At 63.1% G+C, this 24,415-nt stretch carries 22 protein-coding genes; 8 read left to right on the top strand and 14 right to left on the bottom strand.

Features of this window, described 5'->3' with window-relative positions; genetic code table 11:
• Positions 1-4 precede the first annotated feature (4 nt).
• On the top strand, positions 5-1,441 hold the full coding sequence (locus AC2FNZ_RS15485) for a nodulation protein NodH (RefSeq protein WP_496841172.1): 1,437 nt from the start codon (positions 5-7) through the stop codon (positions 1,439-1,441).
• On the opposite strand, the gene AC2FNZ_RS15480 is transcribed toward AC2FNZ_RS15485, so the two are convergent.
• The 8 genes from AC2FNZ_RS15480 to hslO all read right to left on the bottom strand — a co-directional run bounded on the left by AC2FNZ_RS15480 (position 1,425) and on the right by hslO (position 10,672).
• The gene (locus tag AC2FNZ_RS15480; protein ID WP_170340715.1) at positions 1,425-1,943 is read right to left on the bottom strand and encodes a L,D-transpeptidase family protein; all 519 of its coding nucleotides are present in this window, start codon (positions 1,941-1,943) and stop codon (positions 1,425-1,427) included. The two genes, AC2FNZ_RS15485 and AC2FNZ_RS15480, sit on opposite strands and share 17 nt — an antisense overlap.
• A gap of 56 nt (positions 1,944-1,999) precedes the next feature.
• A complete protein-coding gene (locus AC2FNZ_RS15475; protein ID WP_170369248.1) occupies positions 2,000-2,785 on the bottom strand; it encodes an ion transporter in 786 nt (261 codons plus the stop codon).
• Positions 2,786-2,805: 20 nt separating this feature from the next.
• Positions 2,806-4,035, bottom strand: a complete 1,230-nt coding sequence (locus tag AC2FNZ_RS15470; RefSeq protein ID WP_496841171.1) for a class I SAM-dependent RNA methyltransferase — start codon at positions 4,033-4,035, stop codon at positions 2,806-2,808.
• 39 nt (positions 4,036-4,074) lie between these two features.
• A complete protein-coding gene (locus tag AC2FNZ_RS15465) occupies positions 4,075-5,907 on the bottom strand; it encodes an ABC transporter ATP-binding protein (RefSeq protein ID WP_496841170.1) in 1,833 nt (610 codons plus the stop codon).
• The gene (locus AC2FNZ_RS15460) at positions 5,904-7,754 is read right to left on the bottom strand and encodes an ABC transporter ATP-binding protein (protein ID WP_170593197.1); all 1,851 of its coding nucleotides are present in this window, start codon (positions 7,752-7,754) and stop codon (positions 5,904-5,906) included. Before AC2FNZ_RS15460 ends, AC2FNZ_RS15465 begins: the two co-directional genes overlap by 4 nt.
• A gap of 191 nt (positions 7,755-7,945) precedes the next feature.
• Complete coding sequence (locus AC2FNZ_RS15455; RefSeq protein WP_496841443.1) at positions 7,946-9,097, bottom strand: CCA tRNA nucleotidyltransferase; 1,152 nt, start codon at positions 9,095-9,097, stop codon at positions 7,946-7,948.
• Entirely contained in the window at positions 9,097-9,696 is a 600-nt protein-coding gene (locus tag AC2FNZ_RS15450; protein WP_480633835.1) for a CoA pyrophosphatase, read from the bottom strand. Before AC2FNZ_RS15450 ends, AC2FNZ_RS15455 begins: the two co-directional genes overlap by 1 nt.
• Entirely contained in the window at positions 9,686-10,672 is a 987-nt protein-coding gene (gene hslO / locus AC2FNZ_RS15445; protein ID WP_496834654.1) for an Hsp33 family molecular chaperone HslO, read from the bottom strand. The genes AC2FNZ_RS15450 and hslO overlap by 11 nt, the downstream gene beginning before the upstream one ends.
• 76 nt (positions 10,673-10,748) lie before the next feature.
• Here hslO and AC2FNZ_RS15440 point away from each other — a divergent pair, with 76 nt between their 5' ends.
• A complete protein-coding gene (locus AC2FNZ_RS15440; protein ID WP_170363967.1) occupies positions 10,749-11,192 on the top strand; it encodes an NUDIX hydrolase in 444 nt (147 codons plus the stop codon).
• On the opposite strand, the gene AC2FNZ_RS15435 is transcribed toward AC2FNZ_RS15440, so the two are convergent.
• Complete coding sequence (locus AC2FNZ_RS15435) at positions 11,189-12,454, bottom strand: PP2C family protein-serine/threonine phosphatase (protein WP_480729026.1); 1,266 nt, start codon at positions 12,452-12,454, stop codon at positions 11,189-11,191. The genes AC2FNZ_RS15440 and AC2FNZ_RS15435 overlap by 4 nt on opposite strands.
• A 157-nt stretch (positions 12,455-12,611) precedes the next feature.
• On the opposite strand from AC2FNZ_RS15435, the gene AC2FNZ_RS15430 reads away from it, so the two are divergent.
• On the top strand, positions 12,612-12,938 hold the full coding sequence (locus tag AC2FNZ_RS15430) for an Hpt domain-containing protein (RefSeq protein ID WP_093963910.1): 327 nt from the start codon (positions 12,612-12,614) through the stop codon (positions 12,936-12,938).
• A 4-nt stretch (positions 12,939-12,942) separates the two neighbouring features.
• Here AC2FNZ_RS15430 and ilvA read toward each other — a convergent pair whose 3' ends face one another.
• A complete protein-coding gene (gene ilvA / locus AC2FNZ_RS15425; RefSeq protein WP_496841169.1) occupies positions 12,943-14,169 on the bottom strand; it encodes a threonine ammonia-lyase IlvA in 1,227 nt (408 codons plus the stop codon).
• 59 nt (positions 14,170-14,228) lie between these two features.
• Positions 14,229-14,996, bottom strand: coding sequence for a hypothetical protein (locus tag AC2FNZ_RS15420; protein WP_496841168.1), 768 nt, complete (start codon positions 14,994-14,996; stop codon positions 14,229-14,231).
• 134 nt (positions 14,997-15,130) lie between these two features.
• Here AC2FNZ_RS15420 and AC2FNZ_RS15415 point away from each other — a divergent pair, with 134 nt between their 5' ends.
• From AC2FNZ_RS15415 to msrA, 4 genes are all read left to right on the top strand, one after another.
• Positions 15,131-16,357 carry an argininosuccinate synthase gene (locus tag AC2FNZ_RS15415; RefSeq protein ID WP_093963907.1) on the top strand — a complete coding sequence of 409 codons (1,227 nt, stop codon included), beginning with the start codon at positions 15,131-15,133 and terminating at the stop codon, positions 16,355-16,357.
• A gap of 32 nt (positions 16,358-16,389) precedes the next feature.
• A complete protein-coding gene (locus AC2FNZ_RS15410; RefSeq protein ID WP_496841441.1) occupies positions 16,390-16,788 on the top strand; it encodes a DUF1810 domain-containing protein in 399 nt (132 codons plus the stop codon).
• Between the two features lie 80 nt (positions 16,789-16,868).
• Positions 16,869-17,150 (top strand): SCP2 sterol-binding domain-containing protein, encoded by a 282-nt coding sequence (locus AC2FNZ_RS15405; protein WP_093963906.1) that lies wholly within the window; start codon positions 16,869-16,871, stop codon positions 17,148-17,150.
• Positions 17,151-17,245: 95 nt separating this feature from the next.
• Positions 17,246-17,911 (top strand): peptide-methionine (S)-S-oxide reductase MsrA, encoded by a 666-nt coding sequence (gene msrA, locus AC2FNZ_RS15400; protein ID WP_496841167.1) that lies wholly within the window; start codon positions 17,246-17,248, stop codon positions 17,909-17,911.
• Here the strand turns inward: msrA and AC2FNZ_RS15395 are convergent.
• Both AC2FNZ_RS15395 and AC2FNZ_RS15390 read right to left on the bottom strand, forming a co-directional pair.
• Positions 17,908-18,780, bottom strand: coding sequence for a ribokinase (locus AC2FNZ_RS15395; protein WP_496841166.1), 873 nt, complete (start codon positions 18,778-18,780; stop codon positions 17,908-17,910). The genes msrA and AC2FNZ_RS15395 overlap by 4 nt on opposite strands.
• A gap of 4 nt (positions 18,781-18,784) precedes the next feature.
• Positions 18,785-21,040 carry an NADP-dependent malic enzyme gene (locus tag AC2FNZ_RS15390; protein ID WP_170340692.1) on the bottom strand — a complete coding sequence of 752 codons (2,256 nt, stop codon included), beginning with the start codon at positions 21,038-21,040 and terminating at the stop codon, positions 18,785-18,787.
• 160 nt (positions 21,041-21,200) lie between these two features.
• On the opposite strand from AC2FNZ_RS15390, the gene mutS reads away from it, so the two are divergent.
• Complete coding sequence (gene mutS, locus AC2FNZ_RS15385; RefSeq protein ID WP_496841440.1) at positions 21,201-23,816, top strand: DNA mismatch repair protein MutS; 2,616 nt, start codon at positions 21,201-21,203, stop codon at positions 23,814-23,816.
• Between the two features lie 35 nt (positions 23,817-23,851).
• On the opposite strand, the gene AC2FNZ_RS15380 is transcribed toward mutS, so the two are convergent.
• Positions 23,852-24,415 carry a nucleotide exchange factor GrpE gene (locus AC2FNZ_RS15380; RefSeq protein WP_496841165.1) on the bottom strand — a complete coding sequence of 188 codons (564 nt, stop codon included), beginning with the start codon at positions 24,413-24,415 and terminating at the stop codon, positions 23,852-23,854.

Genomic DNA, 24,415 nt, shown 5'->3' with positions numbered 1-24,415 from the left:
CCGCATGCCGACCGACTTTGACTATTTCATCATTCTTGCCGAAATGCGCACCGGGTCGAACCTGCTGGAGGCAAACCTGAATGCGTTGGACGGCGTGCAGTGTCATGGCGAGGCGTTCAATCCCCACTTCATCGGATACCCGAAAGCAACCGATGTGCTGGGATTTTCACTGGAAGACAGGGATGCTGCGCCGGACCGCCTGATTGAAGCAATGCGTTCCGCGCCGGAGGGTCTGCACGGGTTCCGGTTTTTTCACTCGCACGACCCGCGGGCCCTGACGATGGCGCTGAACGATCCGCGCTGTGCAAAGATCATTCTCAACCGCAACCCGTTGGACAGCTACATCTCGCTCAAGATTGCGCGGGAGACTCAGCAGTGGATGCTGACCAACGTCAAACGCAGGCGCGCCACCAAGGTTGCGTTTGATGCGGACGAGTTTCGGGACTACGTGGATGAGCAGCAGGCGTTTCAGCTGAGTTTGGTCAATCAGCTGCAAAAAACGGGCCAGACCGCATTTTACATCGGTTACGAGGATCTGACCCAACTGGATGTTCTGAACGGACTGGCGGCGTGGCTGGGGATTGAGGCGCGTCTGGATCAACTGGCCCCGGATCTCAAACCTCAGAACCCGGAACCGGCCCTGTCCAAAGTGACCAATCCCGAAGCCGTGGATGAGGCCCTTGCGGCGCTGGACCGCTTCAACCTGCACCGAACGCCGAACTTTGAACCACGACGGGGCCCGGCCGTTTCGCGTCATATCGCGGCCGCGGAAACGCCGCTGATGTATCTGCCGATCCGTGGTGGACCGGAACAGATCGTGGCCCAATGGATGTCCGATCTGGATGGCGGCGAGCTGATCACCGACCGAAACCAGAAACAGGTGCGCCGCTGGATGAAGGCGCATCCGGGTCACCGGAAATTCACGGTCCTGCGACACCCGTTGGCGCGGGCGCATTCAGTGTTTTGCGAACGGATCCTCGGCACCGGGCCCGGCGCATATGCCGGAATCCGCAACCGGCTGCGCAACGGGTTCAAGTTGCCGATCCCGGGCCAAGTGCGCGATGGAAACTATTCGCTCGAGCAGCACTATCAGGCGTTTTCGGCGTTTCTTGAGTTTCTGCAGCTGAATCTCTCTGGCCAGACCCCGATCCGGGTCGACGGGCTGTGGTGCACGCAGGCCCGCATGCTGGAGGGGATTGCGGGCTTTGCCCTGCCCGACCTCATACTGCGCGAGGAAGAGATGGCCACCGCGCTACCGGATCTGGCCCGCGGCCTAGGGCACAATGCCCCGCCGAAGCCCGGCGTGCCCGCGCCGGACCAGCCCTATTCGTTGGATCAGATCTACGATGACAAGCTCGAGGCGCTGGCCGAGGAAGCCTATCAGCGCGACTATCTGCAGTTCGGATTCGGAAAATGGCGGCCTATCAGGGCCGCACGGTGATCAACGTCCCTTCGTTCACCATCGCATAGATCTCTTCGATCTCTTCGTTCTTGACGGCGATGCAGCCAGCGGTCCAATCCGGTGTCTTCTTCGCGCGCTTGAATTCCTTGCGCAGGTTCGGTTGGCCGTGAATGAAAATGTCTCCACCCGGGTCGAAGCCCATCGCCTTTGCCTTGGCGATATCCTGGCTGTTGGGATAGGAAATCCCCAGCGACAGGTGATATCGGCTGCGAGGGTTGCGGCGGTCGATCAGGTAACTGCCTTCGGGTGTGCGACCGTCTCCGCGCTTGACCTTTGTGCCGCTTGGAGCGAACCCAAGCTCGACATCATATTCGCGCAAGATCTGCTCGTGATGCAGCAGGTACATCTTGCGCGCGCCCTTGTTCACCACGATGGATGTCACCTCGGGTCCGTTATAGGTCAGAAACCGGGGGCCCGCACTTCCACAAGCCGAAAGGCTCAGTGTTGCCAGTGCACCCAATCCAAATGCTCGACGATCCATGATTTCACTGCCTGCTCGTTTTTTCGCATAATGCCAAAATCCGGCAGAAACGGAAATCACTTTTTGCTGTTCATATGCTCGGTCAGGCGGCGTTCGATCGACTCAAGCCGGTCCAGCACCTCGTCCCGATAGGCATCCGTCTTGACTTCATCCTCGGCGTGGTGGGCATCCTGCATCGAATTCACAATCAGACCGACCAGCAGGTTCACGACCGCGAAGGTCGTGACCATGATGAAGGGCACGAAGAACAGCCAGGCGTAGGGATAGACCTCCATCACCGGGCGCACGATGCCCATCGACCAGCTTTCCAACGTCATGATCTGGAACAGGGTATAGGCCGACAGACCCAGATCACCGAACCACTCCGGAAAGCTGTCCGAGAACAGTTTGGTCGAGATCACCGCGCCGATATAAAACAGGATCGCCATCAGCAGGAACACGCTGCCCATGCCCGGCAACGCCTGGATGAACCCCTCGACTACCCGGCGCAGACGCGGCGCAACCGAGATCACCCGCAGCACCCGCAGGATCCGCAACGCACGCAACACTGAAAGACCCGCACCGCCGGGCACCAACGCGATGCCGACGATCACGAAATCGAAAATGTTCCAGCCATTGAGGAAGAAACGGCGCCCGTTGGCGACCAGTTTCATCGCGATCTCGGCCACGAAGATGGTCAGGCAGATGGTGTCGAGCAGCACGATCACCGGCCCGAATTTCGCCATCAGGCCGTCCGAGGTTTCCATGCCCAGCAGAACTGCGTTCACCAGGATGACGCCGGTGATGAATTGCGAAAACCGCGGGTTTTCGACAAAGTCCTGCAGGCGCTGCCGGATCGTCATGCTAAGGGTCTCCTGTCGGGTCATGGATTCTCTGCCAGTTTGAAGCTGCCCACCAGTTCGCTGTGGGATGACCATCGAAATTGGTCAACCACTTGAACCCATTCAAGGGCATAGCCCGCCTGAACCAGAATTTTTGCATCCCGCGCGAAGGTCACAGGGTTGCAGGACACATAGGCAATGACCGGACGGCGGGCCTGGGCCAACTCGGCCACCTGGGCCTCGGCGCCGGCGCGCGGCGGGTCCAGAACCACGGCGTCAAAGCGGCGCAGCTCGTCCGGCATCAAGGGGCGGCGGAACAGGTCGCGCGCCTCGGTCGTGACCTGTTTCAATCCCGTGGACTTGCGCCAGCCCTGATCCAGCGCGCGGGTCATGTCAGCCGCGCCTTCAACGGCATGAACCTCGGCCCGTTGCGCCAGCGGCAAAGAGAACGTGCCGCAGCCCGCGAACAGATCAACCACTCGTTTGGCTGGGCCGACAACCTCTAAAACCGCCTGTGTTAGAGCCTGTTCTCCGTCTTTCGTGGCCTGAAGGAAGGCCCCTGGCGGCGGGACCACCGCCGCTGGTCCGAACCGCTGTGTGGGTGGGTTGCGCATGGCGATTACCTCGCCATCCCAGGCCAGCCGCGCCAGCCCGTGCTGCTCGGTCGCCTGCGCAAGCGCCAGTTCCAGCGGGCCATCCAGCGGCTTGCCGCCCTGCACCGCCACGTCCAGTCCGGCTTCGGACAGGGTCAGGGTGACCGACAACACGCCCTTGCGGCTGCCGCCCAGTTCGGCCAGCGCCTTGGCCACGGGGATGGCAGCGGTCAGAGCCGGGTCCAGAAGCTGGCAATCAGGAATCTCGGTGATCACGTCCGAGGCGCGCCCGTGGAACCCCGCCAGCGCGCCCTTCCTGGTGCGGCGCACTGCGATGGTGGCGCGGCGACGCGACTGCGGTGGCGACGTCAGGATCGGGCGCATCTCGGCCTGCAGCCCCTGAGCGGCCAGCGCGGTACGCACCACCTCGACCTTCCAATCGGCCACGAAGGCGTCCGAGGCATGCTGCAACTGGCAACCGCCGCAGCTTTTGTAGTGGCGGCAGGGCGGCTTGACCCGATCGTCCGACGGCGTGAGCACCTTGATATCGGTCAGCACCGAGCCGTCCAACGCGCCGCTGACCCGCTCGCCGGGCAGCGTTCGGGGGGCATAGACCGGGCCCTCGGCGATGCCGTCGCCCTGATGCCCGAGGCGGAGAATGGTGTATTCCTGCGTCATGGCCTGCCTGATAGCCGGGCTGATGCGCCAACAAAACCCTTATTCGGCGGCCTCGGTCTGGATGAACCCGCCCGACTGGCGGTGCCAGAACCGCGCATACAACCCGCCCTGCGCAAGCAAAGTGTCATGCGGCCCGCTTTCCACGATGCGCCCGTGATCCAGAACGATGATCCGGTCCATCTCGCTGAGGGTGGACAGGCGGTGGGCGATGGCCAGAACGGTCTTGCCCTCCATCACCCGGTGCAGTGCAGTCTGGATCGCGGCCTCGACCTCGGAATCCAGCGCCGAGGTCGCCTCGTCCAGCACGAGGATCGGCGCGTCCTTCAGGATCGCGCGGGCCAGTGCGATGCGCTGACGCTGGCCGCCGCTCAGCTTGACGCCGCGCTCGCCCAGATGGGCGTCATAGCCCTTGCGCCCCTGGCCGTCCTGCAGATCGAGGATGAAATCATGCGCCTCGGCCTTTTTGGCGGCGGCAATCATCTGGTCTTCGTTAGCATCGGGCCGGCCGTACAAGATGTTGTCGCGGGCCGAGCGGTTGAACATCGCGGTTTCCTGCGTGACCATGCCGATCTGGCGGCGCAGGCTGTCCTGCGTGACGCGAGCGATGTCCTGCCCGTCGATCAATATCTGGCCGTTTTCCCTGTCGTAGAGCCTGAGAAGCAGCGAAACCAGGGTGGACTTCCCCGCCCCCGAGGCACCGACGATTCCCAGTTTCTCCCCCGGCTGCACCGTCAGTGTCAGGTCCGAGACCCCGCCCACGTCGCGACCATAGGCAAAGCTGACATCACGAAACTCGATCCGGCCCTCGGGCACCGTCAGCTCGGTGGCGTCCGGCGCATCCTCGACCCGGTCGGGCCGCGCCAGGGTTTTCATGCCGTTCTCGATCTCGCCCACATGGGCGTAGATCCCCATCAGAGTAAAGCTTACCCAGCCGGTCATCTGCGCGATGCGGATCGAAATGGCACCCGCCGCCACGATATCCCCGGTGGTCGCCGACCCCGCCTGCCACAGCCACAGCGTCGCGCCCAACAGCAGAACCGGCAGAAGCCCCGCCAGTGTCATCAAAATAAACCGGAAACTGGCCGACAGTTTGCCAAAGGCCAGCGACTTGTCACGCAGCGCAACCATCGATTCGCGGGCGGCCCGATCCTCGAACTCGGAATGGGCAAACAGCTTGACCGTCTTGATGTTGGTGATCGTGTCCACAACCTGCCCCGACACCATCGCCCGCGCCCCGGCCCGCGCGGCCGAGCGTGTGCGGATCCGTGGCAGGTACCAGCGCACCAGCAGGAAATACACCGCCAGCCAAGCCACGAAGGGCAGCATGACCAGAGGATGAATAGACCCTAACAACAGCAAAGACCCCACAAGCGAGGCCAAGGCAAAGACGATGGCGCTGATGGTTTCCGAAACGACTGAGGTCAGCGCATTGGCCGTCTGCATCTGTTTCTGGGCGATGCGACCGGCAAAGTCGTCGTCGAAATAGGTGACCGACTGGCCCAGCGTCCAGCGGTTCAGCTTGGCCAGCACCAGCGGCGGGATATTGGGCATGACGACATAGTTGTTCGAAACCGAGGACAGCCCGAACAGCAGCGGCCGGATCAGCATGAAGAACGCCACAGCGCCCAGGATCATCCACAGGTTTCGCGGTGTCAGAAAGTTCTCGGGTCCGCTGGCGGTCGCCATGTCGATCACCCAGCCCAGTATCCAGGCGGTTCCGGCCTCCATTGCACCTGCCAGCGCGGAAAACAGCGCGGCGGCGAACAACATGGGCCAGGCCCCTGTCAGGCACCAGCGAATGAACGCCCCCAGCCTTTGCGGCGGGGGCGTTTGGGTGGGTTCAAATGGTTTGATCAGGTCTGCGACCGTCATTCTGCTGCCTCTTCCGCAGGCTCGGGGTTCATGAAGCCGCCAGATTGGCGCGCCCAGAACTGGGCGTAAAGGCCGCCCTGCTCCAAAAGATCGGCATGGGTGCCTTCCTCGACGATCCGGCCTCCGTCCATCACAAGGATCCGGTCCATCTGGGCGATGGTGCTGAGCCGGTGCGCGATGGCGATCACGGTCTTGCCCTGCATCATGCCGTACAGCGTCTCCTGGATTGCGGCTTCGACCTCGGAATCTAGGGCGGATGTGGCCTCGTCCAACAACAAGATCGGCGCGTCCTTCAGGATCACCCGCGCCAGCGTCACCCGCTGCCGCTGTCCACCGCTCAGCTTGACGCCGCGCTCGCCCACATGGGCGTCATAGCCGGTGCGGCCCTGCGGGTCCTGCAGGTCGAGGATGAAGTCATGCGCCTCTGCCTGTTTGGCGGCGGCGATCATCTGGTCTTCTGTCGCATCGGGGCGGCCATACAGGATGTTGTCGCGCACCGAGCGGTGCAGCAGCGCGCTGTCCTGCTGAACCATGCCGATATTGCGGCGCAGGCTGTCCTGGGTGACGGTGCGGATGTCCTGCCCGTCGATCAGGATCGCGCCGCTTTCCACGTCGTAGAACCGCAAGAGCAGCTTGACCAAGGTCGATTTCCCAGCCCCCGAGCGCCCGATCAACCCGACCTTTTCGCCGGGCTGGATGGTCAGATTGACATGATCCAGCCCGCCGGTCTCGCGGCCATAGTGGTGCGACAGGTCGCGGATTTCGATCCGGCCATCGGTCAGTTGCAATGGCTTGGCGCCCGGTGCATCCAGCAGGTCGACAGGCTGGGCGATGGTCTCCATCCCCTCGGCCACGACGCCCAGCTGGCGGAAGAAGCTAGTCAGCGCCCACATGATCCAGCCGGTCATGGCATTCAGCCGCAGCGTCAGCGCAGTGGCCGCCGCCACCACCCCGACCGAGGCACTGCCCTGCATCCACAGGTAAATGGCCCAGCCGACCACACCGATGATCAGCACGCCGTTCAGCGCGACCAGAACGGCATCCATGATGGTGAAGATACGCATTTCGATCTGGAAGGTGCGCCGGGTCTCTTCGATCGCTTCGCGCGCATAATCAAGTTCCTGCCGGGCATGGGCGAACATCTTCACCGAATGGATGTTGGTATAGCTGTCCACCACCCGGCCCGTCACCGTAGACCGCGCATCGGACGCGGCCTGCGACGCCGGCCCCACCCGCTGCACCGTCCAGCGCACCAGCAGCGCATAAAGCGCGAACCAGATCAGCAGCGGCAGCAGCAGGCGCGGATCAGCAGCCACCAGCAGGATCGCCGCACCGATCAGATAGGCCAGCGAGAACGAAATCGCATCGAACACCTGGAACACCACCTCGCCCGCGGCGGGCGGGGTCTGCATGATGCGGTTTGCGATGCGCCCGGCAAAATCATTCTCGAACCAACCGACCGATTGGCGAAGAACGTGCTTGTGCGCCCGCCAGCGGATCAGCGTGCCGAAATTGGGCAGGATCGCATTGTTCAGCAGCAACACGTCCAGCACATGCAGGATAGGTCGCAGGAACAGGATGAACAGCGCGACCAGGACCAGCTCGGTCCCGTGGGCCTGCCAGACCTCGGACGGCGATCCGCCCAGCAGGTCGACGACCCGGCCCATGTAATAGATCAGCCCGATCTCGACCGCGGCCACGATGATCGACATCAGCGCGGCCCAGAAGAAGACGCGCCTAAAAGGGCGGGAATAATCCAGCATGAAGGGCCACAGCCGCGTCGGCGGCCGGTCGACCTCTTCATAGGCAACAAAAGGGTCTACGAGGTTTTCGAAAAAGCGAAACATGGAGGTGCTCCGATTGAGCAGAAAAATTGAAAATGCGAAAGCAGATGGCGCCAAAACACCACCCGTACGGGTCAGGTGTTCTGGCTTTAGCCGAACCAGATCCCGTAATACATTCGCAGTCCTCCATCCATGTGACAGGCGCACCCTATCCGGAAACCCAAGGGCTTGTCATCCCCTTTTGAGACTTCCCGTCAAACTTGCAGCAGCGCGTCCCGGTCCAGCGTGAAATCCGAGGCGATCCAGCGGCTTTCCAGTTCGGCCAGTTTCGCGCCCAGCGCAGGGCCGGAGTAGCGCCCGAGCAGATCGGCTGCTCTGACCGGGAATGTCTCCGCGGCCCCTTTTTCAACGGCCGCGCCCGTCTCAGCCGTCCAAGGCTGTTCCAGAAAGGCGCAGCGCAGCAGGGCCGCGTCCTGCCCGTCTTGCAGACCCAGCCGATACCCCAATTCGGCCGCCCCGGAACCGCCCTGCGCGCCGTCCCGGATCCGGGTCAGGCGGGCCAGTTGCGCCTTGCTGAGGCGCAGAGTCCCGGCAACCTCGGGCCCCGCGATGGCTGCCAGACGGCGCAGCGCGTCGGGGGCAAGTCCGGCCTGCGATTCAAGATGGATGAGGATCGGCAGCGCCCGATCGTCGGCGCCGGCCAGCAGATGGGCCAGAACGCCGATGCTGCGCATGGCGGCCACCGATGGGGCCGGGTCGGGCGCGGCCAGCAGTTTCAGCATCTCGGCCCCGACCCGTTCGCGCGACAGCCGGTCGAGCCCGTCCAGATCGGCCGCAATCGCCGCCAGCGCATCCGGGTCCATCCCGGCCTGCGCATCGCCATACCAGGCGTGGAACCGGAAATACCGCAACGAGCGCAGATAGTCCTCGCGGATGCGATCTTGGGCCGTACCGATGAACCGCACGCGCCGCGTCTGCAGGTCAGGCAGGCCACCCAGCGGGTCCAGAATGGCGCCGTCGGGGCGGGCATAAAGCGCGTTCATCGTAAAATCGCGGCGGGCGGCGTCCTCTTCCACTTGGTCGGAAAAGGCCACGACCGCGCGTCGCCCATCGGTTTCGACGTCGCGGCGAAATGTCGTGATTTCATGCGGTATGCCGTCGCTGACCACGGTCACGGTGCCATGATCAATCCCCGTCGGAATTGCCTTCAGCCCAGCCCGTTCGGCCAGGTCCATCACCTGTTGCGGGCGGGCGTCGGTGGCGATGTCGAGATCCGAGACCGATGCCCCCAGCAGCGCATTGCGTACGCAGCCCCCCACGAACAGCGCCTGCACACCGCCCTCGGTCAGCGCCGCACACACGTTCTGCGTAGCCGGGTTCGTGATCCAGTCTTCGGTGATCCGCATCATTCGTTCATCCGTGCCGCCAACCCGCGCAACATGCGGGCCGTGGCGCCCCAGATGTAGTAGGGGCCATAGGGCACCGCGAAGTAATACCGCCGTGTTCCGCGCCAGATGCGCGATTCAACCACATAATTCGCAGGGTTCAGCACATGCGCAAGCGGAACCGAAAACACCTCGTCCACCTCGCCCGGTTCGGCCACCGGGTCAAAGCCGCGCTCCAGAACCGCGACCACCGGTGTCACGGCGAATGACGTGACCGTTTCATGCACCGGCAACGTACCCAGAATGGTTGGCAGGTCCGGCGGCAGGCCGATCTCTTCCTGCGCCTCGCGCAAGGCGGTGGCGGTCACATCCGCATCGGTGTCGTCCTGCTTGCCGCCCGGAAAGGCGATCTGCCCCGGATGGTGTTTCAGGGCCGAGGACCGCTTGGTCAGGATCAGGCGCGGATCGCTGCGGGCCAGGTCCACGGCGACCAGAACACCCGCAGGGCGCAGTTTGCGCCCCGCAGGCAGAACCGTGCCGGGATTGAGGTCGAAGTCGCTGGACCCGTCACCCGGACGGGCCAACGCCGCGCTCAGACGCGGGATCAGGTCAGCCGGCATCCGGATCTTCGGCCTCGAACCCGACCGATTTCGGATCCAGCACGTAATGCGCGCCGCAGAACTGGCAGTCGGCGGTGACGGTGCCTTGATCCGTGGTCATCTTCTCGATGTCCTGGGCCGAGTAGATCGACAGGCTTTGACGCACGCGGTCCTCGGAGCAGGTGCAGCCGAACTGCACCGACTGGGCCTCGTACACGCGGGGCTGTTCCTCGTGGAACAGGCGAACCAGCAGGTCGGTCGGTGCCACGGACGGACCGATCATTTCAAGATCCTCGACCGTGTCCAGCAGGATGTTGACCCGGCCCCAGTTCTCTTCTTCTTGGCCATCGACCAGATCGGCGGCTGTCAGAACTTCGCCTGTGCCCTCGCCGCTGGCGACAAACGGAGACGCCTTTGGCATGTGCTGCAGCATGATGCCGCCGGCGCGCCAGCGTTCGCCCACACCCGGCTCGGTCGACCGGCCAAAGCTGAGCGAGAAGCGGGTCGGAAGCTGTTCGGACTGCGCGAAATACGCCTCGGCACAGGCGCTGAGCGATCCTCCGGCCAGCGGCGTGATCCCCTGATAGGGTTGCGTCCCCTTGCCCTGGTCGATCAGGATCGCAAAGTATCCCTCGCCCACCTGATCGAAGGGGGCGCCTTCGGTCAGACGGTCGCGGTCAAAGCTGGCATAGGCCCTGATCTGCGCGGGCTGGCCCTCTTCGCGCGGGGCGTAGTAGTCGGTGGCAATCATCCGCACGGGCCCCTTGGACTGAACCTGCAGCGACAGCTTCCAGCGCAGCGCGACGGTCTGGCCGATCAGCGCGGTCAACAAGGCCATCTCGGCCACCAGCGCTTCAACCTGCGCGGGGTAGTTGTGCTGCTTCAGGATGCCGTCCAGCACCCCGTCCAGCCGGGCCACGCGGCCACGCATATCCGATACATCAAGTTGAAAGGGCAGGACGGTATCGTCCCACGCGATTTTCGTTCCAAGAGACATGGGGTTTCCTTAAGCGCCGCAAGTTGGCATATCGCCACCATATAGGTCGTACATTCGGGGTTGGAAGGGTCCTTACATGATCAGACGGTTCGGCGAAACCCCGGAACCGGGGCGGAAATACACGCGCCGGGTCGGCGTCTATGCGCTGCTGCCGCGCGGGGCCAGCCTGCTGCTGACCTGCCAGACCGAACCCGGACCCGACTTGCAGCTGCCCGGTGGCGGGATCGACGCCGGCGAGTCGCCGATTGTCGCCCTGCATCGCGAGGTGTTCGAAGAAACCGGTTGGTCGATCGCGGACCCGCGGCGGGTTGGCGCGTTCCGGCGATTCACCTACATGCCCGAATATGATTTGTGGGCCGAGAAGGTCTGCCTCATCTACCGAGCCCGCCCGGTTCAACGCAAAGGACCACCGACCGAGCCCTTTCACGAGGCGGTTTGGATGAATACCGGCGATGCGGTTCACATGTTGGGCAATGCAGGCGACCGGCACTTCGCGCGGCTGCATCTATCCGGGCTTTAGTTTCCGTTGTACTCGAAAAACACGGCTGAAACGTCATCCTCCATCCCGGTGCCCGGCGGCATGCCTTGAGTCAATCGCCAGAACATGTCGTCCAGAAACTCAGGCCCGCTGTTTGCTCCAAGACATTCCAGCGCCATCCGTTGCAGCCCATCCTCATCCAGCAGATCACCGTTTTTGACACGACATTCAGTGAAGCCGTCCGAGTACAACAGCAGCTTGTCACCGCGCTGCAGATAGGTTTCGGTCTGCTGGAACGCCACATCGGGCAGCAATCCGATGGGCAGGCCGCCATCCCCAAGGAACTCCGCCCGGCCGGTCCGGCGCAACAGCAGTGGATGGGGGTGCCCAGCCTGAACCATTCTCAGGTGGCCGTTCCGCAGATCCACGATGGCGTAGACCATGGTGAAATATTCCTCGATCCCCGTGTCGGCCATCAGGCGGGCATTCAGGATGGCGGCCACCTGCTCGGGTGGCAGCAAGGCGTAGAACTTGTTGAACCGCTTCTCCATTGCGACGTTCTGATCGAAATGCTGGCTGGTCAGATACCCGCCCAACCGCGCTGTCATCATTGCTGACGTGATACCGTGGCCGGAGACGTCGATGCTGTAGAACCCGATCCGGTTCGCGCCCGGCGAAAACATCCCCACCAGGTCACCTCCGATGTGACCGCAGGGTTTGAGCAGCAGGCTGACCCGGGACCTGCCAAATTCCCGATAGAGTTCCGGCACCAGTGATTCCTGAATCTTGCGCGCCTGGATCAGATCCTTGTCGATGGCGTCATGAGCAAGGCGCAGTTCGGCCAAAGCGGTTTCGATCAACCGGTTCTTGTCCGAAAGCTCGCGCTGCATATCAAGAATGCGGGCCCCTGCCGAAATGCGGGCCCGCAACTCGTCTGCTTCAAGCGGTTTGATCAGGAAATCATCCGCACCGGCATCCAGGCCGCGCGCGACTTCCTGCTTCTCACTTTTTGAGGTCAGAAGGATGAAATAGGTGTACTGGTCGTTCTCCAACGCGCGGAACGCGCGGCAGAATTCCAGCCCGCCCATGCCCGGCATCACCCAGTCACTGAGCACCAGATCGGGCAGGCCCTTCTTGCAGATCTCGATCGCTTCTTCACCGCTGTCGGCCTCGACAACCGTGAATCCCCATTTCTTCAGCGACGCCACCAGAATACGGCGTTGCAGGCGGCTGTCATCGACCACCAGCACCGTCCGGATGGCTCCAAAATCCAGGTCAGCCTTGGCCTCAATTTGGCTGGACACTCGCACGCGAAACCTCTGCGCATTTTCCTACGGGGGTGCGGCAAAGCTATGGCGCACGGCTTAACAACCGATGAAAGCTGTTCACCGCAGCGGTTTAACCCGTATTTTACACCTGACCGGTATTCAGAGACGGAACCGGTCAACGTGGAGGACGGTGATGATACACTGGCCCAGGGTGCGCCAGCTGCGTGATGAAGTCGGGGCCGAGGAGTTCGACGAGGTCGTCCGGATTTTTCTGGATGAAGTCGGTGAAGTCATGGGCCGCTTGACGTCGGACACCGACCGATCCGCGCTTGAGCAGAACCTGCATTTCCTCAAAGGCAGTGCATTGAGCCTTGGTTTTGAGAGTCTGTCCAAACTCTGTCAGGATGGCGAACGGCGCGCTGCTGCGGGCCATGGGGCGGAAGTCGATCTGGACGCGGTCGTCGCGGCCTTCGACCGCTCGCGCGCGGAATTCATGTCCGGCCTAAAGGACAACCTGTAATCTGTCAGATCACGAATTGTGCCAGCGTCTCGTCCTCGGTGATGTCGGTATAGACGAACCCGGCATCGTCCAGATGCGCAAACAGGCGCAGGAAATTGTCCGGCTTGCTGGTCTCGATCCCAATCAGGACCGAGCCGAAATTGCGCGCCGATTTCTTCATGTATTCGAACCGGGCGATGTCATCCTCGGGGCCGAGGATGTTCAGAAATTCCTTCAGCGCACCGGGGCGCTGCGGCAGGCGCAGGATGAAGTACTTTTTGACGCCCGAGTAGCGCTGCGCCCGCTCTTTGACCTCGGGAAGACGCTCGAAATCGAAATTCCCGCCCGAGGTGACGCAGACGACCGTCTTGCCACGCACAAAGCTTTGGATGTCGCCCACCGCCTCGATCGCCAAGGCCCCGGCGGGTTCCAGCACGATGCCTTCCACGTTCAGCATCTCGATCATGGTGGTGCAGATGCGGTCCTCGGACAGGACGATCACGTCCGACAGATGCCGGTCACGCAACAGCTGGAACGGCTTGTCCCCGATCCGGCCCACCGCCGCGCCGTCGACGAAATTGTCCACCTTGTCCAGCGCCACCGGATGGCCCGCCGCCAGCGCCGCGCGCAGACAGGCCCCGCCCGCGGGTTCGACGAACAGGCAATGGGTTCGGTCGCCGAACCATGTCGCCACGCCCGAGGACATGCCGCCCCCGCCCACCGGCAGCACCACGTGATCGGGAAGGCGGCCCAGCTGTTCCTCGATTTCGACAGCCAATGAGGCCTGCCCCTCGATCACGTCGTCATCGTCGAAGGGCGACAGGAAATACCCGCCCTGCTGCGCGCACCAGTCCTGAGCCGCGGCAAGAGTGTGGTCGAAATAGTCACCGGTCAGGTGGATCTCGACGTTGTCGCCTCCAAAGATTCGGGTCTTCTGGATCTTTTGTTGAGGTGTCGTCACCGGCATGAAGATCACGCCTTTGACCCCCATGTGCTTGCACATAAAGGCCACGCCCTGCGCGTGGTTGCCAGCGCTGGCGCAGACGAACAGGTCCTGCCCCTGCTGCTTGCGCATGGCGTTGAACGCGCCACGGATCTTGTAGGACCGCACCGGGCTGAGGTCTTCGCGTTTCAGCCAGATGTCGGCATCATATTTCTCGGACAGATGGGCATTGCGCTGCAACGGTGTTGCAGGAAACACGGTGCGCATCGCCTGTTCGGCGGCGCGGGCGCGGGCCATGAAATCACTCATGCCGCATTCCCTGCCCCATCAGGCCGACAAGGGCAAGGAATACATCGGTGTACGGGCGATCAGCCCAGTTCGCGCTTTTCGATGAACACGCCGTACATCGTGGTCAGGATGCTGACGTTGATCATCGGCAGGATCAAGATTCCGAAAAACAGGGCGATCAATACACCCAGTACCGGAATGATCGACAAAACTCCGATCGCCAGCTGAACGAGGAACTGAAACAGGAACGAGACCACAATAAGGACGACGATTGTACCTGCGGTACCTAGCGTGTTGCTCCACGCCTCGCTCAACGTAATCGGCTGGCCGATTGCCGCAGCCGGCAGGATGATGGACAGCCGATAGAAGCAAATAGCCAGGAAAACCAGGTAGCCGATGGTCAGGATGATCGAAACGGCGATCAGTCCTTCGCCCAGCATGCCTGTCAGGATCCCCATCGGCAGGAACGCAATTGCCATCAGGATCCCCAGCATCAGCCCGCGTCCGAAATAGGCCAGAATGCGATCGAACCGAAAGGTGGGCAGCACGCCGGAAGGATACTCTTCCAGAAGAATGTATCTGTGCCAGGCCACCGCGATCCAGCCCATGACGAGGACCATCACGACGAACAGGAGAAACGCGAACAGAATAAGGGCCCCCGGATTCACCCCCGGCGGTAGCCCGTTCGGATTGTCATCAAATGCCTCGAGTGGAATTCCGGACACCATGAACACGCCGATGATTGCAACCGTTCCGATTATGGCCGGACCGATAACGATTTGCGCTACCTGCTTGAGGTTGCCAAAAACCATCCGAAGCGAGTGGGCAAAAATATTCCATCCGAGCATTCCGAATTATCCTTAATCAATCCATGGTTGATACCGTTTGACTGCAAATCCGCCGCCCGGTCAATCCACAGCTTCTTGCCCCCACGTCGAAAACCCGCTAGGGGCCAATCGTCTTACGCATAAGGGGAAGTCAGATGTCCGCGCCCAAGAAAGTTGTTCTGGCCTATTCCGGTGGCCTTGATACCTCGATCATCCTGAAATGGCTGCAGACCGAGTATGGCTGCGAGGTGGTGACCTTCACCGCCGATCTGGGTCAGGGCGAAGAGCTGGAGCCCGCCCGCCAGAAGGCCGAGTTGCTGGGGATCAAGCCCGAGAACATCTATATCGAGGACATCCGCGAAGAGTTCGTCCGCGATTTCGTCTTCCCCATGTTCCGCGCCAATGCGCAGTACGAAGGGCTTTACCTGCTGGGCACGTCCATCGCGCGTCCGTTGATCTCGAAGCGCCTGATCGAGATCGCCAAGGAAACCGGCGCCGACGCAGTGGCCCACGGCGCCACCGGCAAAGGCAACGACCAGGTGCGGTTCGAACTGGCGGCCTATGCGCTGAACCCCGACATCAAGGTGATCGCGCCCTGGCGCGAGTGGGACCTGACCAGCCGCACCAAGCTGCTGGAATTTGCCGAGGCGCACCAGATCCCGATCGCCAAGGACAAGCGCGGCGAGGCACCCTTCTCGGTCGATGCGAACCTCCTGCACACCTCGTCCGAGGGCAAGGTTCTGGAAGACCCCGCCGTTCAGGCGCCCGACTATGTCTATCAGCGCACCGTCCACCCCGAGGACGCCCCGAACGAACCCGAATATATCGAGATCGGCTTTGAAAAAGGCGACCCGGTCAGCATCAATGGTGAGGCGATGAGTCCCGCCACCATCCTGACCAAGCTGAACGAATACGGCGGCAAGCACGGCATCGGCCGTCTCGATCTGGTCGAGGGCCGGTTCGTGGGCATGAAGTCGCGCGGCATCTATGAAACACCGGGCGGCACCATCCTGCTGGAGGCGCATCGCGGCATCGAGTCCATCACCATGGACCGCGGCGCGATGCACCTGAAGGACCAGCTGATGCCGCAATATGCCGAGCTGATCTACAACGGCTTCTGGTACAGCCCCGAGCGCGAGATGCTGCAGGCCGCCATCGACAAAAGCCAGGAACATGTCACCGGCACCGTTCGCGTGAAGCTGTACAAGGGTCTGGCCTCGACCGTGGGCCGCTGGTCGGATCATTCGCTGTATTCCGAGGCGCATGTGACCTTCGAAGAAGACGCCGGTGCCTATGACCAGAAAGACGCCGCGGGCTTCATCCAGCTGAACGCGCTACGGCTCAAGCTGCTGGCGGCACGCGACAAGCGGTTGTCCAAGTGACCGAGGATGACGGCATAAACGACGAACTGGAAATGTTCATCGAAGCGCAGGACACGGTCTGGTCCGATGTCCTGCGCGAACTGGAACAGGGGCAGAAGACCAGCCACTGGATGTGGTTCGTCTTTCCGCAACTGGCCGAGTTGGGCCAGTCGCACATGGCGCAGCTCTACGGGATCGAGGATCTGGACGAGGCTGCCGCCTATCTGGCTCACCCCGAACTGCGCCGCCGCCTGACCGAGGTGGCCCGGCTGATGCTGACCCACGCGGGCAAGGACCCGGCCGAAATTCTGGGCAAGGTGGATGCCAAGAAGCTGCGGTCGTCCATGACCCTGTTCGCCGCCGTGCCCGATGCTCCGCCTGAATTCCAGGCGGTTCTGGATGCGTTCTACGACGGGCAGCCCTGCCCGCGCACGCATCAGGCCCTGGGCTGAGCGGTTTCCCGTAAGGTCACGCTTGCCCCGGCCCCTGCCCTCTGTCACCCCGAACGCAAGTGCGAAATAGGGAGGCAGGGATGCTGCAGGAGATCGCCGAGGGAATCCAGAAGGGACTGGCCGACAAGCGCTTTGACGGCTCGTTGAAATTCGATTGCGGCGCCGATGGCGTGATCGTGCTGGCCGACAACACGGCCACCACCCAGGACCGCGAGACCGATTGCACCATCCGCATCTCGCGCGACAATCTGGGCAAACTGCTGACCGGCAAGCTGAACCCGATGACCGGGGTGATGATGGGCAAGCTCAAGATCTCGGGCGACATGGGTGTCGCGATGAAGCTGGGGCAATTGCTGGGCTAGGCGATAAACTCGGCTCACCACCGCGTGACAAACGGTTTCAGCCGATTGTCAGCCGCCCCGTTGCGCGGCAGCCTGAGGCGGAAAGGAGATCCGCCATGACCCGTTGCCTCGACCAGATCAAACTGACCCTTCTGTTTGCACTGATTGCGCTGGCGCTGATCCTGCGCGCTCAGCCGGCCCCGGCGGCCGGAGCCGAGACGCTGACCGTGGCGGGCGGCTGTTTCTGGTGCGTCGAGGCTGATTTTGAGTCCGTGCCCGGCGTGATCGACGCGGTTTCGGGCTATACCGGCGGCACAACTCCGAACCCCACCTACAGCCAGGTCACGAGCGGCGGCACCGGCCATTACGAGGCGGTGCAGATCACCTTCGATCCGGCCCGCGTTTCCCGTGAAACCCTGCTGAACCTGTTTTTCCGCTCGGTCGACCCCACCGATGCCGGTGGCCAGTTCTGTGACCGGGGTGAGAGCTATCGCACCGCGATTTTCGTCTCTAACACAGGCGAAAAAGCTTTGGCCGAACGCAGCAAGGCCGAAGCGCAGCGTGCGCTGGGTCAGGCCATCGTGACTCCGGTCCTGCCGCTTGGGGCGTTCTATCCGGCCGAGGCCTATCATCAGGATTACTACAAGGGCAAAAAGCTGGTATTCACCCGGTTCGGGCCGAAACGCCAGCTGAATGCCTACAAGGCGTATCGCAAGGCCTGCGGCCGCGATGCGCGGGTCCGGCAGCTGTGGGGCAGCGCCGCGCCGTTTGCCGGATCTTAACCCAGCCCGGCCTCGCGCACCTCTTTCAGATCGGGAATGACGTCTGCCGTGCCCGGCCGCATCACCATCAGCGCGGCCGCCCGGTTGGCCTGGGTGATGGCCTGAGCCATCGGCATCCCCCGGTCCATTCCCGCCAGGACATATCCGGTAAAGGTGTCCCCGGCCCCGGTCGTGTCCACGGCCTTGACCTTGTGGGCGGGAAACTTCGCCGCCGCCTGCCCGCGTTGATGATATCGGGCCCCTTTTGACCCCAGCGTGACGATGACATGCTCGACCGGCAGATCGGACGGGGCCATCCCCGTGGCCTGTTGCAGCTGGGCAGCCTCGACCTCGTTCAGGATCAGGAAATCCAGATAGGGCAGCACCGCCTGCACCGCCGGCGCGCTGAATGGGGCTGCGGCATAGCACACTGTCAGACCCCGCTCGCGGCCCAGCTTCGCGGCCTCGACCTGTGCGATAGTTTCGTTCTGGAACACCATAAGATCGCCCGTGTCAGAGTCTGCCAGCGCGGCGGAAACCTGATCGGCCCCGATCGCGTGGTTGGCACCGGGGTACAGGATGATCAGGTTCTCGCCCTGCGCATCCACGGCGATGATCGCATGGCCCGTGGGCTGATCGACCTGCGCGATGTGCCGCGTGTCGACCCCGTATTCGGTCAACCGGTCGCGCGCCCACAGCCCGTCGGCCCCCACGGCGCCAATATGGCGCACATGCGCCCCGGCCCGCGCGGCTGCAACAGACATGTTCGCGCCCTTGCCGCCCAGAAACCGCTGCAACCCGCTGGCCGCCAGGGTTTCACCCGGCGCCGGCAGGTGCGGCAGCGCATAGACCATGTCGGCATTGATCGAGCCCAGGTTCCAGATCGCCATCGGATCACGCCATGTCGCACGAGGCCAGGATGGCCATGTTCAGAATGTCATTCGCGGTCGAGCCGGTCGAACAGATCTGGATCGGCTTGTCGATGCCGGTCAGGATCGGGCCGATTACCGTGGCTCCGGCCATTTCCTGCATCAGCTTGGTGGAAATCGAGGCCGAGTGCCGCGCGGGCACGATCAGGATGTTGGCCGGCCCGGTCAGGCGGCAGAAGGGATAGGCCTCTTGCTGGTGGGCGTTCAGCGCCACGTCGACGGTCATCTCGCCTTCGTATTCGAAATCGACGCCGCGCGCCTCCAGCACTTGCGGGGCCTTGTACAGCTTTTCGGTCCGTTCGGACACCGGATAGCCAAAGGTCGAGAAGCTTACAAACGCCACCCGCGGTTCTAGCCCCATATGACGGGCAACCGTGGCGGCGCGTTCGGCAACCGTCGCCAGGTCGTTCTCGTCGGGCCATTCATGCACCAGCGTGTCGCCGATCAGCACGATCCGGCCCTTGTGCAACAGCGCGGTGATCCCGGCGGCGCCATGGGCAGCGTCGGCGTCGAATACGTGATTGATCTGGTCCAGAACATGCGCCGATTTCCGTGTTGCGCCTGTCACCAACCCGTCGGCGTGCCCATGGGCCAGCATCAGCGCGGAAAACACATGCCTGTCGCGGGCCGCGAGGCGATGTACGTCCTTGCCATCGAACCCGCGCCGCTGCAGGCGTTTGTAGAGAAAGTCCTTGTAGGTTTGCAGGTGCTGCGTGTTGGCGGCGTTGATCACCTCCAATTCACGCACCGCGTCACCCAGACCAGCGGCCTCGAGCTTGGCTTTCACGTCATCGTGCCGGCCCACCACCAGGGCTTTGCCAAATCCTGACCGTTGATACATCACCGCCGCACGCAAAACGCGGGGGTCGTCACCTTCCGCAAAGACAATCCGGTTTTGTGCCGCACGGGCCCGGGCGTTCAGGCCGCGCAGAATGCTGGCGGTCGGGTCCATGCGCGACTTGAGGCTCAGCTCATAGGCCTCCATGTCGATGATCGGCCGCCGGGCCGCGCCTGTGTCCATCCCGGCCTTCGCAACCGCGGGCGGAATCCGATGGATCAGACGCGGATCGAACGGCGTGGGAATGATGTAGTCGCGCCCGAAGGTCAGCGATTTGCCATAGGCCAGTGCCACTTCGTCGGGCACATCCTCGCGCGCCAACCGGGCCAGCGCGTGGGCGCAGGCGATCTTCATCTCGTCGTTGATGGCGCGGGCGTGGATGTCCAACGCCCCGCGGAACAGGTAGGGAAAGCCCAGAACGTTGTTGACCTGGTTGGGGTAGTCGCTGCGTCCGGTGGCCACGATGGCGTCAACGCGCACCTCGTGCGCCTCTTCCGGGGTGATTTCCGGATCGGGGTTGGCCATGGCGAAGATCACCGGATTGTCGGCCATGCTGGCAACCATCTCCTGCGTGACCGCGCCTTTGACGGATACGCCCAGGAACACGTCGGCGCCCTTCATGGCCTCTTCCAGCGTGCGCAGCTCGGTCGAAATCGCGTGGGCCGATTTCCACTGGTTCATGCCCTCGGTCCGGCCCTGATAGATCACGCCCTTGGTGTCGCAGACGATGCAGTTTTCATGCCGGGCACCCATCGCCTTGAGCAGTTCGATACAGGCGATTCCCGCCGCTCCGGCCCCGTTCAGGACGATCTTCACATCCTCGATCTTCTTGCCCGAGATGTGCAGCGCGTTGATCAGCCCCGCCGCGCAGATCACCGCCGTGCCGTGCTGGTCGTCGTGAAAGACGGGGATGTCCATCTCTTCCTTCAGGCGCTGCTCGATGATGAAACACTCGGGCGCCTTGATGTCTTCCAAGTTGATGCCGCCGAAGGTCGGCCCCATCAGCCGCACCGCGCGGCAGAATTCGTCGGGGTCCTCGGTGTCCAGCTCGATGTCGATCGAGTTCACGTCGGCGAAGCGTTTGAACAGGACGGATTTGCCCTCCATCACCGGCTTGCTGCCCAGCGCGCCCAGATTGCCCAGCCCCAGAACCGCCGTCCCGTTCGAGATCACGGCCACCAGGTTGCCCTTGTTGGTATAGTCATAGGCGGTCTCGGGGTTTTCCGCGATGGCCTCGCAAGGAACCGCCACGCCGGGGCTGTAGGCCAGCGACAGATCGCGCTGCGTGGTCATGGGAACGGTGGCCTGCACCTCCCACTTGCCGGGGGTGGGTTCCAGGTGAAAGGCCAGCGCCTCTTCTTTGGTGATCTTCGCTTTGGGCATTGTGACGGTCGGTTCCATGACTTCGGGGCTTTTCGCCTCTTACCGCAGGCGGGAGCGCGCCTCAACGACTATGCGATTTCACCTTTCGTCGCGGTTGGGGGATTTGTAAGGTCGCGCCGGAATACGCCAGAGGGGAGCAGCCTTGTCCAACGTCACGCCGATGATGGCGCAATACCTGGAAATCAAAGAGGCCCACAAAGACGCCCTGCTGTTCTACCGCATGGGCGATTTCTACGAGATGTTCTTCGAGGATGCCGTGAACGCCGCCGAGGCGCTGGACATCGCCCTGACCAAGCGCGGCAAGCACAATGGCGAAGACATCCCCATGTGCGGCGTGCCGGTACATTCGGCCGAGGGCTATCTGCTGACGCTGATCCGCAAGGGCTTTCGCGTCGCCGTCTGCGAACAGATGGAAAGCCCGGCCGAGGCCAAGAAAAGAGGCTCTAAATCGGTGGTAAAGCGCGATGTGGTGCGCCTTGTCACTCCCGGCACCCTGACCGAGGACGCCCTTCTGGAGGCCCGCCGCCACAACTTTCTGGCCGCCTATGCCGAGGTGCGCGACGAGGCCGCGCTGGCCTGGGCCGACATCTCGACCGGGGCGTTTCACGTGATGCCGCTGACCTCGGTCCGCCTCAGCCCCGAGCTGGCCCGGCTGGCCCCGTCCGAGCTGATCGTGGCCGATGGCGCCGAGGCCAATCTGCGCGAGACGGTCCAAGACCTGGGCATCGCACTCACCCCCATCGGGCGGGCCAGTTTCGACAGCACTGCGGCGGAAAAACGCATCTGCGGGTTGTTTCACGTGGGCACACTGGACGCGTTCGGCAGCTTTGGCCGGGCCGAGATCTCGGCCATGGGCGCGCTGATCGACTATCTGGAAATCACGCAGAAGGGCAAACTGCCGCTACTGCAGACGCCGATGAAGGAATCCGAGGATCGCGTCGTGCAGATCGACGCGGCCACCCGCCGGAACCTGGAACTGACACGATCTTTGTCGGGCGGGCGGGCCGGATCGCTGCTGTCGGTGGTGGATCGCACGGTGACCCCGGGCGGCGCGCGCCTGCTGGAACAACGCCTGTCCAGCCCTTCGCGCAATCTGGATGTGATCCAATCGCGGCTGGACGCGGTCGATTTTGCCGCCCAGGACAGCCTGATCGCCGCCGATCTGCGCGAGGCGCTGCGCAAGACGCCCGATCTGGACCGCGCCCTGTCACGTCTGTCGCTGGAGCGCGGCGGCCCGCGCGATCTGGCCGCCATCCGCAACGGGCTGGCGCAGGCGCAGGCGATTGCCGCGATCTGCGCCGGTCAGGACCTGCCCGTGCTGCTGGCAACCGCGGTGCAGAACCTCGTGGGCTTCGACGATCTGCTCGACCTGCTGGATCAGGCGCTAGTCGCCGACCCGCCCCTGCTGGTGCGGGATGGCGGCTTCATCGCGCCCGGTTTCGACGCCGAGCTGGACGAGGCCCGCACCCTGCGTGACGAAGGCCGCTCGGTCATTGCCGGGTTTCAGCAGAAATACGCGGAGCACACCGGCATCGCCTCGTTGAAGATCAAGCACAACAACGTGCTGGGCTATTTCATCGAAACCACGGCCACCCATGCCGAAAAGATGCTGAACCCGCCCTTTTCCGAGACCTATATCCACCGCCAGACCACCGCCAACCAGGTGCGGTTCACCACGGTTGAGCTCAGCGAGATCGAAACCCGCATCCTGAACGCCGGCAACCTGGCGCTTGAGATCGAAAAGCGGCTCTATCAAAGGCTTTCTGGCGAGATTCTGGCGCAGGCTGCCCGCATCAATCAAGCCGCGCGCGGGCTGGCCGAGCTGGACCTGACCACCGCGCTGGCCGATCTGGCCCGGGGCGAGAACTGGTGCCGCCCGCAGGTGGACAGCTCGCGCGCCTTCGACATCGTCGCGGGCCGCCACCCGGTGGTGGAGCACGCGCTGCGCCAGCAATCCGGTGATGCCTTCATCGCCAATGACTGCGACCTCAGCGCCGAGGACGGTGCGGCCATCTGGCTGCTGACCGGCCCCAACATGGCCGGTAAATCGACCTTCCTGCGCCAGAACGCACTGATCGCGCTGCTGGCACAGATGGGCAGTTTCGTTCCGGCCGAACGCGCCCATATTGGGCTGGTCAGCCAGCTGTTCAGCCGCGTGGGCGCCTCCGACGATCTGGCGCGGGGCCGGTCGACCTTCATGGTCGAGATGGTCGAAACCGCGGCGATCCTCAACCAGGCCGATGACCGGGCGCTGGTGATCCTCGATGAAATCGGGCGCGGCACCGCCACCTATGACGGCCTGTCCATCGCCTGGGCCACGCTGGAACATCTGCACGCCGCCAACCGCTGCCGGGCGTTGTTCGCCACGCATTACCACGAACTGACCGCGCTGGCCGGCAAGCTGGAGGGCGTCGAAAACGCCACCGTCGCGGTCAAGGAATGGGAGGGCGAAGTGATCTTCCTGCACGAGGTCCACAAGGGCGCGGCCGACCGATCCTATGGCGTGCAGGTCGCGCAACTGGCGGGCCTGCCGGCTTCGGTCGTCGAGCGCGCGCGTGTGGTTCTAGACCAGTTGGAGAAGACCGAGCGCGAGGGCGGCAAGCAAAAAGCGCTGATCGATGATCTGCCGCTGTTTTCCGCCGCACCGCCCCCGCCGCCACCGGCTGCGAAGGCCTCACCGGTCACCGATATGCTGGACAAGATCCAGCCGGACGAGCTGACCCCGCGCGAAGCACTGGACCTGATCTACAAACTGAAAGAGGCGGCCAGATCCTGACCGCCCCATTCAATTGTCATTGAAGTACTGGCCCGTCAGCTGGCCGGGGTCGAGCTGACCCCCACCTGCGCCGGACGCAGCAGGCGGTCATGCAGCATGAACCCTTCGGCCGAGACCTGGATGATCTCGCCCGCTTTGGTGCCCGGCACCGGGGCTTCGAACATGGCTTCGTGCAGGTTCGGGTCGAACTTGTCGCCAACTTCGGGTGTGATGACCTCGATCCCGTGTTTCTGGAATACGTCCTTCAACACGCGCATGGTCAGCTCGACACCTTCGATCAGGCCGGCTGCAACTTCTTTCTGCTCGTCCGTAGCCGCCTCGAGCGCTCGTTTCATGTTGTCATAGACCGGCAGCATGTCGCGCGCCAGTTTGGACCCACCATACTGCTCGGCCTCGCGGCGGGCCCTGTCGCCACGCTTGCGTGCGTTTTCCGCATCCGCCAGGGCGCGCATGAACTTGTCGCGCAACTCGTCGCGCTCGGCCTTCAGGGCATCCAGTTCCAGCGCTTCTTCGCTGATCTCGGCCAGTTCCTCGGCCATTTCTTCCGCCTCGGCAGTTGCAATGTCGTCCAGAAAGTCTTCGTTCTTCGGCTCTGCCAT

Source organism: Ruegeria sp. SAZA006 (genome assembly GCF_059613465.1).
This window is presented reverse-complemented; position numbering and strand designations above follow the sequence as displayed.